Consider the following 14974-nt stretch of genomic DNA (forward strand, 5'->3'; position numbering starts at 1 on the left):
GAATATGAGCTGAGAGCGGAAAAGCCCCCACTTGTAGTGGAAAACCGAAGTGAGAGCGGGAAGAGCCTCTCTCACCGACTTAACGGGTCAGTCCATTCGGGAGTTAGAGGTTTGAGAGCGGAAAAACCCTCTCTCAGCACCTAAACAAGGCCGTCCAAGCCGAAGGAAGAAGCTGCTTAGAGGCCGAAAGCATCAACCTCCTCTCAGCAACTAAAAAGGACGTACTAACGAAAATTAAACGTTTATCGCTCCGAAAAATACAGCATATCTTCGGTTTAGACACACAAATCTAACACTTTGCTGATAATATCTCATTATTTTCCTAACTATTTTCTTATATTATTGGTGAGTTGGTCGTATTAGTGGAAATAAAAGCCAGATAAAACATCAAGAAGAAGGAGCAGCATGAATAATGAGCAAAATCAGGCTTTCGATGGGAATGAAGCTAGTTCTAATTATTGTATCGATTTTATTAGCGTTCGGCGTCTCCACGATGGGTATTGTGTACTCGAAGATCAAGACGAGCAACATAGCTTCGATGAAGACTGGACTTCACGCCTACGCGCTCATGCTCGGGGAGAATGTTGACCTCAGCAAGGTGAAATCGGTGATTGACAATCCGAGCAAGGATAATCCCGATGTGCTATCCATGAACAAGGAATTTGACCGTATGATCGGTGAGATGGATGGGACGATTGCGAACATCTACCTTGTAACCCTCAAAGACGGCAAAACCTATCTCCCAGTCACGAGCAGCTCGCTGCTTGTGGGCGAATTTACATATGGATCGGAATATATTGGCGATGATTCGTTCAATGTACCTGCCGAGCAGACGTTTAAGACGAAAGAAATGCATGTGACGGATATTACAGAAGATAGTTTCGGCACTTGGATGACTGGATTCTACCCGATTCTAGGTGATAGCGGCAATGTTGTTGCGCTGTATGCCGTCGACATCGATGTTTCGAAGACGACGGCCAAGGCCTGGAGCGAAACGATCAGCTTGCTCCTCATGATTATTGCGTTCCTGATTGCATCGGCTGTAATCGTCTACATCTTCGTGACGAGGATGACCAAGCCAATTGTGAAGCTGACGAGTATCTCACAGCAGTTGGCGGCAGGAGACCTCACGTTCGACAGATTGGACATTCAATCCAAAGATGAAGTTGGCGCACTCAGCCAGAACTTTAACGAGATGGTGGACAATATGAGCCGGCTTATTGGCCAGATCATGGTCAATTCCGAGCAAGTAGCAGCAGCGGCAGAAGAGATTTCGGCAAGCACAGAAGAGATGGCGCAAGGAAGCACGCAGCAAGCGGAATCTTCGCAGACGATGTATGAGCTGTTCACAACATTCCTAGAAGCCATCCAGCTGTCATCGATACGGGCGAAGGAAGCGGCGGAGCTGTCAAGACAGACGGAAGGCATCGCGCAGGACGGCGGCAAAGTCATCCTTGGCTCCATCCAGAGCATGAATGAGGTTAGCGAACAAATGGCTCTGCTCGTGAACGATTCGAAGCGAATCGGCGAGATCATAGCGGTCATTGAAGAAATTTCCGAACAGACGAACCTGCTTGCGCTGAATGCAGCGATCGAAGCGGCTCGCGCGGGTGATCAAGGCCGCGGCTTCGGAGTCGTTGCGGAAGAAGTCCGCAAGCTGGCTGAACGAAGCGGCGAAGCGACGAAGCAGATTTCCGGCATCATCCGGGGCATTCAGACGAACACGGAGAAGACGGTGCGTGTTGTCGAGGAAGGCGTAAGCCAATCGAAGCGCACGAGCAAAGCGTTCGAGGACATCGAGCTAAAGGTTGGCGAAACGTCGCACAAAGTATATGAGATCGCAGAAGCAAGCGTATCTCAGCAATCCGGAGCATCGGAATTTAAGCTGATGATTGAGTCTATAGCGGCATCGAGCGAAGAAGGAGCGGCATCGGCGATTGAAACGGCTAGCGCGACACAGTCTCTGGCACAGACCGCGGAGACAATGAACGATTCCATCTCAACGTTTAAGATAAATATAGCAAATAGGTAAGAGAAGAGACTGTCCTGAGTTATTCATCATATAGATGATTGGGACAGTCTATTAATTTTTTTGAGAGAGGTACTTGAGAACAGAAGACAAAATAAGTATGATGAGATTAAGCGCTTAATCTACAACTTTAGATGTATGTTAGGCGCTATTATTTTAAGCTCAGGTAAAGCGCTTAACCTTATTAAATAAATAGGAGGATCAGAGCATTCATGAGCACAATTCGATTAACGATGGCACAGGCACTATTAAAGTTTCTGGATCAGCAGTACATATCGGTGGACGGTGAAGAAATCAAGTTTGTGAAAGGCGTCATGGGCATCTTCGGACATGGCAACGTGACGGGAATCGGCGAAGCACTGGAAAATGCTGCTGGCGAGCTCGTCTATGTACAAGGCAAGAACGAGCAGGGGATGGTTCATGCCGCAGCTGCTTTTGCCAAGCAGAAGAATCGCAAGCAGATTTATGCGTGTACCTCTTCGATCGGTCCCGGCGCACTCAACATGATTACAGCAGCTGCTACAGCGACCGTGAATCGGATTCCGGTACTGCTGCTTCCAGGAGACAACTTCGCAAGCAGACAGCCTGATCCGGTGCTTCAACAGCTGGAAGTCGTAAGCGATTACACGATCTCCGCGAATGAGCCTTTCAAGGCGATCAGCAAATATTGGGATCGTATCGTAAGGCCAGAGCAGCTCATCACAGCTGCGGTTCAAGCGATGCGCGTGCTCACGGATCCGGCTGAGACAGGCGCCGTTACGCTCGCACTTCCTCAGGATGTACAGGCAGAATCGTATGATTATCCGCTCTCCTTCTTCGAGCGCAAAGTTCACTATATCGATCGCCGTCCTGCGGCGCCTGAGGCGATCAAACGCGCAGCAGCGCTAATCGCGAGCAAGAAGCAACCGCTGATTATTGCCGGCGGTGGCGTACTGTATGCGGACGCGATGCGCGAGCTGGCTGCTTTTGCAGAAGCCTATCGCATTCCGGTCGCAGAGACGCAAGCGGGCAAGAGCGTATTACCATGGAATCATCCGCTTAATGTCGGCGGGGTCGGGGTAACAGGAACGCTTGCAGCGAACAAGCTGGCGCAGGAAGCGGACCTCATAATCGGCGTAGGCACGCGTTACTCGGACTTCACGACAGCATCGAAATCGGCGTTCACGAACCCGAATGTGCAGTTCGTTAATATTAACGTCAGCGCATTTGACTCCTCCAAGCTGAACGGCGTCTCGATCACTGCGGATGCGAAGGAAGGTCTTATCGCCCTCCATTCGGCACTGTCAGACTCCAGCTACGCAAGCAGCTATAGCGAAGATACAATCGCAGCACACAAGCGTGAGTGGGATGACGAAGTCAACCGCCTGTTTGCGATTGAACATGAACTCGGCTTAGCTCAAACCCGCGCGCTGGGCGTCATTCAAGAAACGATTGATCCAAGCTCGGTTGTCGTATGCGCGGCAGGCAGCATGCCAGGCGATCTTCACCGGGTATGGAGACCGGTTCAGCCGAAGACTTATCACATGGAATACGGCTTCTCCTGCATGGGGTACGAGATTGCAGGTGCGTTTGGCGCTAAGCTTGCGGAGCCTGATCGAGAGGTATATGCGTTCGTCGGCGACGGCAGCTATCTGATGCTGCACTCGGAGCTGGTTACAAGCTTGCAGGAAGGAACCAAAATCACGATATTGCTGCTCGACAATCATGGCTACGGATGCATTCACGGCTTGCAGAAGAGCCAAGGCAGCGCAGGCTTCGGCAATGAGTTCCGCTACCGTTCCGAAGAGACGGGCAGGCTTACAGGAGAGTACTTGCAGATTGATTTTGCCGCACATGCGAGAGCGCTTGGAGCGAAAGCTTACAAAGCGAACAATGCGGAGGAATTGAGAGCAGCGATCCAGCAAGCGAAGCAAGAGACGGTAACGACGCTGATCGAGATTCCAGTCGTAGCAGGCACAGGGACTGGCGGTTACGAGTCCTGGTGGAACGTTGCCGTACCAGAAATATCGGAGCGCGAACAAGTTGTGAAAGCAGGCAAAGCGATGAACGAGAAGATTCAGTCCATTACCCTTTTGTAGACGAGGAGGCATTCACATATGAAGAACATTCCGTTTCGATTAGGCATTCATCCCATTAACTGGGTTGGAGAAGATGTGAAGGAGCATGGCGACGAAACGACGTTCGAGCAGATCGTAGACGAAATTCAGAAGCTCGGACTTACAGGCACGGAGATGGGGCGCAAATTCCCGACTGACCCTGAAGTGTTGAAGCAAGAGCTTGCACGTCGCGGCATCAGCCTGACATCACAATGGAAGTCCGTATTATTCTCTGATCCGGCTTACCATGAGTCGGAGCTAGAAGCTTACAGAGCGCATGCCAAGTTCCTTAAGGAAATGGGCAGCACGGTAATCAGCACCTGTGAGGCAGGAGGTTCGCTTCACTTCGATCCGCGGCAATCGCCAAGCGAAGTACAGCGTCTGAATGAGGAACAGTGGGAAGCGCTGGCGAGAGGGTTAAATGCTGCAGGTGCAATTGCGAAGGAATACGGATTAAAGCTTACGTATCATCACCACGGCGGAACAGTCGTCGAGCGGCCAGAGGAGATCGACAAGCTGATGGAGCTGACAGATCCGAACCTCGTGTACTTGCTGTTCGATACAGGCCACGCTTACTACGGAGGCGCGGATCCGCTGTCTGTTCTGCAGAAGCACTACGACCGTGTTGCTTACGTGCATCTGAAGGATATTCGTCCCGAGGTGCTGGCTGAGGCTCGCGAAGAGAATTCCGACTTCATCACGTGTATCCGCAAAGGCGTATTTACCGTTCCGGGCGATGGCTGCATTGATTTTGCTCCAATCATTAATGAATTGGTTGATCGTAATTATAGTGGCTGGGCGCTGCTCGAAGGCGAACAGGATCCAGGGCTTCACCCCGCTTATGAATATGCAGCAAAAGCGCTTCAATATCTCGATTCCCTCGTTGCAGAGAAAGGTGCGAAGTAAGCGATGGCGACTTATGTAACCTTCTCTGAGGAGAAATCGATTGACTTTACCGCGATCGGACGGCTCTGCATCGACCTCAATGCCAATGAGATCAATTGTCCGATGGAAGAGACGATGACGTTCACGAAGTATGTAGGCGGCTCGCCGGCCAACATTACGATTGGCATGTCGCGGCTCTCGCGCAAGACCGCTTTTATCGGCAAGATCGCAAATGATCAGATGGGACGCTTCATTAACAGTTATTTGGAGAAGTGCAGCATTGAAACATCCAATGTGGTTACGGATGAGACCGGCGCAGTAACGGGGCTGGCTTTCACGGAAATCAAGAGCCCGTCGGAATGCAGCATTCTGATGTACCGTGACAACGCCGCTGACCTGCTGCTTACAGCGAGCGAGGTGAGCGAGGAGCTTATCGCGAGGTCGAAGATGCTTCTCATCTCGGGAACGGCGCTAGCGAAGAGCCCTTCGAGAGAAGCGGTATTCCAAGCGCTGGAGTACGCGAAGAAGCATGGCACTGTGATCGCCTTTGATCTGGATTACCGCCCTTATACATGGATTTCGAAGGAAGAAACGGCCGTTTACTATAACCTGGCCGCAGCGCAGTGCGATATCATTCTTGGCACGAGAGAAGAGTTCGACATGATGGAAGTGTTCGAACAGAATCCGGAGCATAGCGATCAAGTAACCGCTGCGAAGTGGTTCCATCACGCTGCCAAGATCGTAATCATTAAGCATGGCAAGGAAGGCTCCATCGCTTACACGGCAGACAACAAGAGCCATAGAGCGAAGAGCTTCCCGGCCAAAGTTATCAAGACATTCGGCGCGGGCGATTCTTACGCAGCGGGCTTCCTGCACGGCATCATGCACGGTTGGACGCTTGAGCAATGTATGGAGTTTGGCAGCGCGGCGGCTTGTATCGTCATTTCGAGCCATAGCTGCTCGGATGCGATGCCGACGGAGAATCAAGTGCTGCAATATATCGAGGACTGCAACAACGGACTTATTACGGCGAATTAACGATTAGGAAGGGGCATAAAGCATGACACAGTCACAATCACAAACACAACCGCAAGTGCTGCAAAATTGGATCGGCGGGCAATGGACCGCTTCCGCTGCCGCGAGCTATGAGAACGTCTATAATCCTGCAACCGAAGAGGTGCTGGCGCAAGTTCCGCTCTCCACACGAGAAGATGTAGACGCTGCCGCTCGGGCTGCGAAGGAAGCGGCGGCTAGCTGGGGCCGCACGCCGGTTCCTCGCCGTGCACGCGTGCTGTTCAAATATCAACAGTTGCTCATCGATAACTGGGAGTCGCTAGCTCGCCTGGTTACACTTGAGAATGGCAAGAGCTACACCGAAGCTTACGGTGAAGTGCAGCGCGGCATTGAATGCGTCGAGTTCGCTGCAGGCGCTCCTACGCTCATGATGGGCAAGCAGCTGCCGGATATCGCTTCGAATTTGGAATCTGGCATGTACCGCTATCCAGTTGGCGTCGTTGCCGGCATTACGCCGTTCAACTTCCCGATGATGGTGCCGTGCTGGATGTTCCCGCTTGCCATTGCTTGCGGCAATGCTTTCGTACTGAAGCCATCCGAGCGGACGCCGCTCCTTGCCAATCGTCTGGCAGAGCTGTTCCACGAAGCTGGCTTACCAAGCGGCGTGTTCAATATCGTGCATGGCGCGCATGATGTCGTGAATGGCATCTTGGAGCATCCAAGCATCGGAGCTGTGTCCTTTGTCGGCTCGCAGCCGGTAGCTGAATATGTGTACAAAACCGCATCCGCCCATGGCAAGCGCGTTCAAGCGCTGGCTGGCGCGAAGAATCATTCCATCGTTATGCCGGATGCTGATCTGGATCTGACGGTCAAGGAAATCATTAGCGCTGCCTTCGGCTCTGCCGGTGAGCGCTGTATGGCTTGCTCCGTCGTTGTCGCAGTCGGCGAAATTGGCGACGTACTGGTGAACAGACTGATCGAAGCGGCTAACCGCCTTACGATCGGCAATGGTCTGGAGGAAGGCGTATTCCTGGGGCCAGTTATTCGCGGACCGCACAAGGAACGGACGCTTAAGTATATTGAGATCGGCGAGAACGAAGGCGCTCTGCTCGTTCGTGACGGTCGTAAAGACGCTGCTTGCTCAGGCGACGGGTACTTTGTAGGACCGACGATATTTGACGGTGTGCAAGGCGGCATGAAAATCTGGGAGGACGAAATCTTCGCTCCCGTGCTGTCCATCGTTCGCGTAGCGACGCTTGAAGAGGCGATTGAGCTGTCTAACCGTTCAGACTTCGCTAACGGTGCATGCTTGTTTACGAAGAGCGGTTCGAGTATGCGTCAATTCCGCGAGACGATCGACGCGGGCATGCTTGGCGTTAATCTTGGCGTACCGGCTCCGATGGCATTCTTCCCGTTCTCGGGCTGGAAGAAGTCGTTCTACGGCGATCTTCACGCCAACGGCTCGGATGGCGTAGAGTTCTATACTCGCAAAAAAATGGTAACGACACGCTGGTAGCAGACACTTCAGAGGAGGCATGTTACGCATGCAAAAGGTAAGAGTTGGCATTATCGGCGCGGGCCGCATCGGCAAAATCCATGTGGACAATCTGCTCCGTCTGCCGCAAGTTGAGGTAGCAGCGGTAAGTGATTTATTCGCTGGACCGGAGCTCGAAGCATGGGCAGCTGAGCGGGGCATCGCTTCAGTAACGAAGGATAGCGGCGCGATTATTGCGAACCCGGATATTGACGCCGTCTTCATCTGCTCATCGACCGATACGCATGTGCCGCTTATTCAGCAAGCGGCTGCGGCGGGCAAGCATATTTTCTGCGAGAAACCTGTTAGCATGGACATCAAGCAGACGATCGAAGCGACACAAGCCGTCGATAAAGCCGGCGTTAAACTGCAAATCGGCTTCAATCGCCGGTTTGACCATAATTTCAAACGGATTGCCGAGCATGTTCAAGGCGGGACCATTGGCTCTGCGCATATTGTGAAGATCACATCCCGCGACCCGAACCCGCCTCATAAAGACTATATCCGCGTGTCCGGCGGCATGTTCATGGATATGATGATTCACGATTTCGATATGGCTCGCTTCGTTTCGGGCAGCGAAATTACTGAGGTTTACACGCAAGGCGCGGTGCTCATTGATCCGGCATTCTCCGAATTCGGCGATGTCGATACGGCGGTCGTTTCGCTGAAATTCTCGAACGGTGCGATTGGCGTCATTGATAACAGCCGTCAAGCCGTGTACGGCTACGATCAGCGGGTGGAGGTGTTCGGCTCCAAAGGCTCAGTTGCGGTCACGAACGATTACCCGAACACCGCGGAGATCAGCACAGCGGAAGCGGTATATCGCGATAAGCCGCTTCACTTCTTCCTCGAACGCTATCAAGCTGCCTATGTAGAAGAGACGCGCATGTTTATCGACTGCATTATCTATGACAAGTCGGTGCCAGTAAGCGGTAATGACGGGCTTGCGGCAGAGCGGGCTGCGCTTGCGGCGAAGCTGTCGCTGATGCTGGGGCGGCCAGTTAAGACAGATGAAGCGGTTCAGCTTGCAGAACAGCATTTGCATTTCGCATAATGGAGTAAGGGAGCATAACCGAATATGGCCAATTTAATCGTAAAACCGGCAGAGCAGCCGGATGAGCACGGACGCTTGCTCGCCATTACGCCGGAGTCGGCGGGATGGGAGTACGTAGGCTTTGAGGTTGTTCGTCTTGCTGCTGGGGAGTCGCGTAAGCAGGCTACGGGAGACCGGGAAGTATGCCTTGTGCTGTTAAGCGGCAAAGCGGACGTGAAGACGAAAGCGAAGGAATGGCGCGACATCGGTAGCCGGATGAGCGTATTTGAGCGCACGCCACCTTATTCGGTGTACGTTCCGAATGAGGATGAGTTTGAGCTTGAAGCGTTAACCGAGCTTGAGGTAGCCATCTGCACCGCGCCGGGCAGCGGGAATTATGAGGCAAGGCTGATTAAGCCAGAGGACGTTGGCCGCGAAACGCGCGGATATGGTAATATTGAGCGCCAGATCCACAATATTTTGCCAGAGCAGCAGTCAGCTGACAGCCTTCTTGTCGTAGAGGTATTTACGCCGAATGGGCACTGGTCGAGCTATCCGCCGCATAAGCATGATCGCAATGCGCTGCCGGAAGAATCGCTGCTGGAAGAAACGTATTATTTCAAGATCGCACAAGAAAATGGATTTGCCATCCAGCGGGTATACACCGATGACAGATCGCTCGATGAGACGCTTGTCGTGAAGGACGGTCAGGCCGTTCTCGTGCCAGAAGGCTATCATCCGGTGTGCGCGCCTCCCGGATATGATTGTTATTATTTGAATGTAATGGCCGGTCCGGTTCGCACATGGAAGTTCCATAACGACCCGGATCATGCATGGATCATGGTCAATCCGAGCGTCAAGTAAGCTTTGTGAGTGATCGGCCTAGGAAGGAATGGATGATGAAAGCGACGATATACGACGTAGCTCGTGAAGCCGGTGTATCTATAGCAGCAGTGTCACAAGTGATCAACGGCAAAGGTAAAATAAGTGAAGAGCGTCGCGCCGCCATTATCAGCGTAATGGAGAAACTGAGCTACAAGCCGAGCGTCATCGCCGCTGCATTAACCGGCAAAAAAACATATACGCTCGGACTGCTCGTTCCCGACATTTCCAATCCTTTCTTCGCCGAGATAGCTCGCGCCGTAGAGGATCAGGGCAGCATTCACGGTTATAGTATTGTGATCTGCAGCACGGACAACCGTGACGAACGCGGCGAGAACTACTTGTCGCTGCTTGAGCAGAAGCAAGTGGACGGCATCATTATTGGAACAGGTATGGGCGGCAAAGAAATGCTGGAGAAGCTGCTCGCGAAGTCGGTGCCGATCGCCGCAATTGCCCGTGAGCTACAAGGGCTTGATGTCGATACGGTTGTCATTGACGATTACGAGGGCGGACGGTTAGCTGCCCGCCACCTTATCGAGCTTGGACATACGCATATGGCGGTGCTCGCGGAGAGCGTGAAGATTCCGAGCTCGCAAGAGCGGATTCGCGGCTTCCGCGAGGAGCTTGCGGCGGTGGGGTTAGAGCTGGCCGAGACGTCAGTGCGGGCAAGCGAGCGTGACTTAGTGAAGGACGGCAAGCGCAACGCATTCGCGCTGCTCGAAGCGAAGGTGCGGCCAACCGCCTTGTTCTGCTGCAACGACTTGCTCGCTATCGGAGCGCTGCAGGCGGCGAAGGAGCTATCGCTTCGCGTCCCGGATGAAGTTTCAATTATCGGGTTCGACAATACGATTCTTGCTACGGTAACCGATCCGGCGCTGACAACTATTGCCCAGCCAACCGACAAGCTTGGCCAGCTTGCTGTCGACCTTATCATCGGCAAGCGCGAGCCGAGGCAGCCGGGTTCGCAGAATCGCATTGTACTGGGGCCGGAGCTTATCGTTAGACAATCAACAGGGCGGCCGGTCTAACTTTACGTTAGACGGCCGAATTTTGTTTCAATAGGAAGGGGCGTTTGTGATGTGCAGAACATTGACTGCAGCTCATACGGGCTGCGGCGTTCATCCTGATAATACGATGGCTTCCTTCTACGAAGCGCTGGCAAGCGGCGCGCATATTGCCGAGGTGGATGTGCATGCCGCTATGGACGGTACCGCGGTTCTGCTTCATGATGACACGCCGTATTTGCGCGAATACAGCTACGAGCAGCTGAGTGACCCAGAGATGAGGGTGCTGCTGAACCCGAGCTATGCGGACTATGAACTAGCTACGCTTGAGCAGGTGCTTCGCGCCTCGGATAATGAACGTCTCATGCTCAACCTGGACATCAAGTCCGTAGAGGCGATTGAGCCTACAGTGAAGCTGGTGCACGAATGGCAAGCGCAAGGACGAGCATTCATTACCGGACACGATCTGCTCGCTGAGCATTTTCCGGATATAAAAGTGATGCTGAATACGCCGACCCATCTGACAGAGGCGGAATCAGAGCGGTATGAGGAGTATGCTGAGCGAGTATGCGGGCAAGCGCTCCAAGGCGGCTATGTCGGACTGAATATGCATTACTCGACATGCAGGCAGCAGGTCGTAGAACTCGCACATGCGTCCGGGTTGCTCGTATGGGCGTATACGGTGAATGAGCTGGAAACGATGGAAGCGTTGATTCATATGAATGTGGACGCCATTACAACCGGGAAGCCGGAGCGGCTTCTCAATCTTTGTAAAGATCTATTAGAGCTCTAGTTAACGCTTAAGAGAGTTGTTATGGAGGGATCTTGCGATGAAATTCGAAGTTAGCCGAAGCGCGGCGGTTCAGACCATCATTGTGCCATGCTTCACGCAAAGCTTGCCGGAGCTGGCACAGACGATAGAGGTATTGCGGCACGCAACGCTTCAACCTTATATGGGGGAAAGAGGTGCGGTGACCTGGTTCTACAGTACGAATGGTCAGCCGGATCTGCTGCTTGTCGGACTTGGCGGAGCCGAGCAATTCCAGCAAGCCTACCTGCGGGATGGAGCAGGGAATGCAGGGCGTGCGCTGCTTAAGGACAAGCGGATGACGGCCCTCGTATCGTTCGAAGCGCTGCAAAGCCCGTCTTCCGCGGCGGAATTGTCAAGCCTGCTGACTGACTTGCTTGAAGCTTGGGTTGAAGGCTCCCTTCTCGGCACTTACTCGTTCGAGCACTACAAGTCTGCCAAATCGGAACGGGTAGACATCGACATCTACTTCGATTACGAGAGCACGGAAGAGCTTGAGGATGCGGTCAAGCTTGGACAGATTCGCGCCGAGAGCACGATGTGGGCGCGCGACTTGACGAACGAGCCTCCGAATTATTTGCGCCCGCGCGACTTGGCGGAAAGAACGGTGCAGCGCTTTGCCGGCACACCTGTGCAAGTATCGGTATACGAAGGCGAGGAGCTTCGGAAGAGAGGCTTCACCGGCGTTGCGGCAGTCGGCAAAGGAAGTATTCATCCTCCGGTATTCATAGAGCTTCGTTATTGCACGGATGCGTCGAAGCCGCTAGTCGCCTTGATCGGCAAAGGCATCACGTTTGATACGGGCGGCATCAGTCTGAAGCGCGACAACGATATTAGCGACATGCGCATGGATATGGCTGGCGCTGCAGGCGTGCTGGGAGCGCTTGATGTGCTCGTTCGCAGCTCTGCTGCAGCGAATGTCGTTGTTCTCGTTCCGTCGGCAGAGAATAATCCATCCGATCGGTCGATGCTTCCCGGCGAAGTGATTCGTTATGCGAATGGCGTTACGATTCAGGTTGGCAATACCGACTCGGAGGGCCGCCTTATATTGGCTGACGCCTTGGTCTATGCACACAGCTTAGGGGCTAAGAAAGCAATCGATATGGCGACGCTTACGTATTCGGTCGTCGGCGCACTTGGAACAAGCGTTGCAGGAATCTTCGGCCATGATTCGTTCGTGAAGGCACTAACGGTTGCAGGCGAGCCATTCGGTGAGAAGGTGTGGCAGCTGCCTCTGGTCGATGAGTATGAGCGCTACCTGTCGAGCGATTATGCGGATGCCTCCAACATCAGCAGCGGCAATGGCGGTGGCGCGATAATGGCGGCGCTGTTCCTGCGCAAATTCGTCCATCCGTCGCTGGAATGGGCGCATATCGATATGAACGGACCGAAGGATAGTTCATCTGCCAAGGGGCAGCTTAGCCCCGGAGCTACCGGCTGGGGTGTCCGGCTATTAGCCGAATATTTGACGACGACGCATTAAACCAAGAAAGTCCCCTCAGGCAGCGAGCAGCGCTCCCGAGGGGACTTTCTTGTCATACCAGCTAGACTGAACTAGGCGCCCTTACGGCGTACAGCTTACCGTCATCGGACACGATATAGACCGGAGGCTGAAGAGCAACAGACTGCAGTGAGCCGATAACAGGCGTATGGAGAATGGCTCCGCCTGTCTTGAATTTCCATAACAGTCGTCCACCGGAACTGAGCGCATACAGAACGGATTCCTTCGAGCCGAAATAGACATTGCCTTGCGCATCAAGAGCTACTGATGTCGTGATCTGAAACTTAGCCTGCAGCAGCCATTTGACTGTGCCGTCCGGATTAATGGCATATAAGCGGTTAGAAGTAATAAGGTACATCGTATGGTCAGCAGCAAAGACAGGTTGTGTGATGATCGCCCCGTTCGCGGAGAACCACACGGTGGCTGCTCCGGTCGACATATCCACCTTGTACAGATTGCTGTCATCCGAGCCGGCATAGAGTGTCGCGGTCCCATTCGTATCTATGGCCACATACGGGAATTTGCTTCCAACGATCGTCTTCCATTTCAGATGGGGAGTCGGCATGAGCCTTGTAATCTCCCTCGGCTTCTCATGTCCAATCGCCGGGAGAGTGACCGTTACGGCAGTTCGCGGCGCTACTGCATACAGCGCTCCGCGAATCCCGCTCAGGTAGATCGTGTCGTCAGGCCCGATTGCGCCTCCAACCGTATCGGATGTTTGATCGAGCTCGAAGCTCCATCTTTTCTGGCCAAGAGGCGAGATGGCCTGCAGCGTGCTTCTTTCTCCTACGTTCGTAACGACATAGATGGCGCCGTCTTTGCCGAACAACGGCGCTGTCGCGTAAGGGAGGGAGATGCTCCACTTCAAATTGCCGTCTGATGTATAAGCGTGCAGCCCGCTATCGTCGACGATATACACCGTACCATCTTGTCTAGCCGTAATGGACGTAATATACGAGAACCCGCTGTGTGTCCATTTCAACGTGCCATCCGGATGATAGGCGCTTAGGAAGCCTAGAACGACATGCATGTAGAGAGTGCCGTCCGGGCCAATAGCGGGAGCGGTCGTATTCTGTTGTCCGACTTGCTTGGACCAGATTTGTTCGCCGGATGGCGCGAGACGCACTGGTTTTGCGGGTATACCGGGCTTAAGATGAATAGGTAACGCAGCTGCAATCGTTGGCATCATAAGAACCGCACAGATGCAGAGCGACAAGACGAGCAGCCATCTTCTCCGTTTCGTAACCACATTCCTCCTCCTCTCATAACTTGCCTATGCTCCATATATATAGGGATAAGCTGCAAAATAGTGCATAAAGAAACACCTTCAAGAAGAAGTCCGCTTTGAAAGAAGCGGGATGCGCCCTCTTGAAGGTGTTCGTTGGTGTTCATTGTCTAGCGAATGGTAGAGCCGATATCATCCGGGGGCGTAAGGCCGGGACCCGGAATAGGTTCATTCGTCACGTAGCTGTCTTTCAGGATATTAAGGAAGACATCCTTGCCAAAGTCAACGCCATAGCCGTAGATCATGACTTGCTGGCTGCTTTGCAAATCGACGTCGACCTCGGTCACTTCGCCTTTATAGAGCGTAATTTCATCGGATAACTGCTGCTTATCTCCGTTATATACTTTCATCTTCATGTCGACCTCAGGGACGACGATTAAGTGCAGCGTCTTGTATTTCGCGCCGAAGTCGAAGGTTAAGTAATAGTCTTCATAATGGGCTACAGCGAAGGAATACGCGCCATTATACTGCTTGCCGTCAAACACAAGCTGCGCTTTATTAATGACATCGTTATACTTCACTGTAAAGTCTTTGACCTTCTTAATATGCTTATCATAGAAGGTGATATGTTTGTTCGTTGCTGCCGTGCCTGACTCGCCTAGACTGACGGTCTTCGTTGCCGGATCATATTTCAAGGGTACGCCGAGCGCATCTGCAGTTGAACGAAGCGGCAGATAAGTGGTGCCTTTGTACGTAATCGGAAGTTGTTTCTTGCCATTGGCATCGGTAGGCTGCCAGTCTTTGCCGTCTTTCTTGAAATGCAGCGTGCCGTCGAGCACGGCCTTAATCGTCGTCGACGTTGTGGCTGCGAACGCTCCTGTAGTCATTGACAGTAGCGCTGTGGCGGATAGTAAGGCAATCATGCTTTTTCTCTTCATTACGGCTAGCCTCCCAAGAAAATAT

The 14974-nt window shown here is 52.9% G+C and carries 12 protein-coding genes; 10 read left to right on the forward strand and 2 right to left on the reverse strand.

Annotated elements, in window-relative coordinates; translation table 11 throughout:
• Positions 1-433 precede the first annotated feature (433 nt).
• The 10 genes from AC0YNX_RS17060 to AC0YNX_RS17105 all read left to right on the forward strand — a co-directional run bounded on the left by AC0YNX_RS17060 (position 434) and on the right by AC0YNX_RS17105 (position 12768).
• The gene (locus tag AC0YNX_RS17060) at positions 434-2032 is read left to right on the forward strand and encodes a methyl-accepting chemotaxis protein (RefSeq protein WP_475816900.1); all 1599 of its coding nucleotides are present in this window, start codon (positions 434-436) and stop codon (positions 2030-2032) included.
• 209 nt (positions 2033-2241) lie between these two features.
• Positions 2242-4107 (forward strand): 3D-(3,5/4)-trihydroxycyclohexane-1,2-dione acylhydrolase (decyclizing), encoded by a 1866-nt coding sequence (iolD, locus tag AC0YNX_RS17065; protein WP_475816901.1) that lies wholly within the window; start codon positions 2242-2244, stop codon positions 4105-4107.
• 18 nt (positions 4108-4125) lie between these two features.
• A complete protein-coding gene (gene iolE / locus AC0YNX_RS17070; RefSeq protein ID WP_475816902.1) occupies positions 4126-5031 on the forward strand; it encodes a myo-inosose-2 dehydratase in 906 nt (301 codons plus the stop codon).
• Between the two features lie 3 nt (positions 5032-5034).
• The gene (gene iolC, locus AC0YNX_RS17075) at positions 5035-6048 is read left to right on the forward strand and encodes a 5-dehydro-2-deoxygluconokinase (RefSeq protein WP_475816903.1); all 1014 of its coding nucleotides are present in this window, start codon (positions 5035-5037) and stop codon (positions 6046-6048) included.
• A 22-nt stretch (positions 6049-6070) separates the two neighbouring features.
• On the forward strand, positions 6071-7540 hold the full coding sequence (locus tag AC0YNX_RS17080; RefSeq protein ID WP_475816904.1) for a CoA-acylating methylmalonate-semialdehyde dehydrogenase: 1470 nt from the start codon (positions 6071-6073) through the stop codon (positions 7538-7540).
• A 28-nt stretch (positions 7541-7568) separates the two neighbouring features.
• On the forward strand, positions 7569-8612 hold the full coding sequence (iolG, locus tag AC0YNX_RS17085) for an inositol 2-dehydrogenase (RefSeq protein WP_475816905.1): 1044 nt from the start codon (positions 7569-7571) through the stop codon (positions 8610-8612).
• Between the two features lie 24 nt (positions 8613-8636).
• Entirely contained in the window at positions 8637-9455 is an 819-nt protein-coding gene (iolB, locus tag AC0YNX_RS17090) for a 5-deoxy-glucuronate isomerase (protein WP_475816906.1), read from the forward strand.
• Positions 9456-9490: 35 nt separating this feature from the next.
• Positions 9491-10501, forward strand: coding sequence for a LacI family DNA-binding transcriptional regulator (locus AC0YNX_RS17095; protein ID WP_475817229.1), 1011 nt, complete (start codon positions 9491-9493; stop codon positions 10499-10501).
• A 49-nt stretch (positions 10502-10550) separates the two neighbouring features.
• Positions 10551-11270 carry a glycerophosphodiester phosphodiesterase gene (locus AC0YNX_RS17100; protein WP_475816907.1) on the forward strand — a complete coding sequence of 240 codons (720 nt, stop codon included), beginning with the start codon at positions 10551-10553 and terminating at the stop codon, positions 11268-11270.
• A gap of 37 nt (positions 11271-11307) precedes the next feature.
• Positions 11308-12768, forward strand: a complete 1461-nt coding sequence (locus AC0YNX_RS17105; RefSeq protein WP_475816908.1) for a leucyl aminopeptidase family protein — start codon at positions 11308-11310, stop codon at positions 12766-12768.
• 61 nt (positions 12769-12829) lie between these two features.
• On the opposite strand, the gene AC0YNX_RS17110 is transcribed toward AC0YNX_RS17105, so the two are convergent.
• Both AC0YNX_RS17110 and AC0YNX_RS17115 read right to left on the reverse strand, forming a co-directional pair.
• On the reverse strand, positions 12830-14035 hold the full coding sequence (locus AC0YNX_RS17110) for an outer membrane protein assembly factor BamB family protein (protein ID WP_475816909.1): 1206 nt from the start codon (positions 14033-14035) through the stop codon (positions 12830-12832).
• A 146-nt stretch (positions 14036-14181) separates the two neighbouring features.
• A complete protein-coding gene (locus tag AC0YNX_RS17115; protein WP_475816910.1) occupies positions 14182-14949 on the reverse strand; it encodes a stalk domain-containing protein in 768 nt (255 codons plus the stop codon).
• Positions 14950-14974 lie beyond the last annotated feature (25 nt).

The organism is Paenibacillus sp. J31R98 (assembly GCF_056269245.1).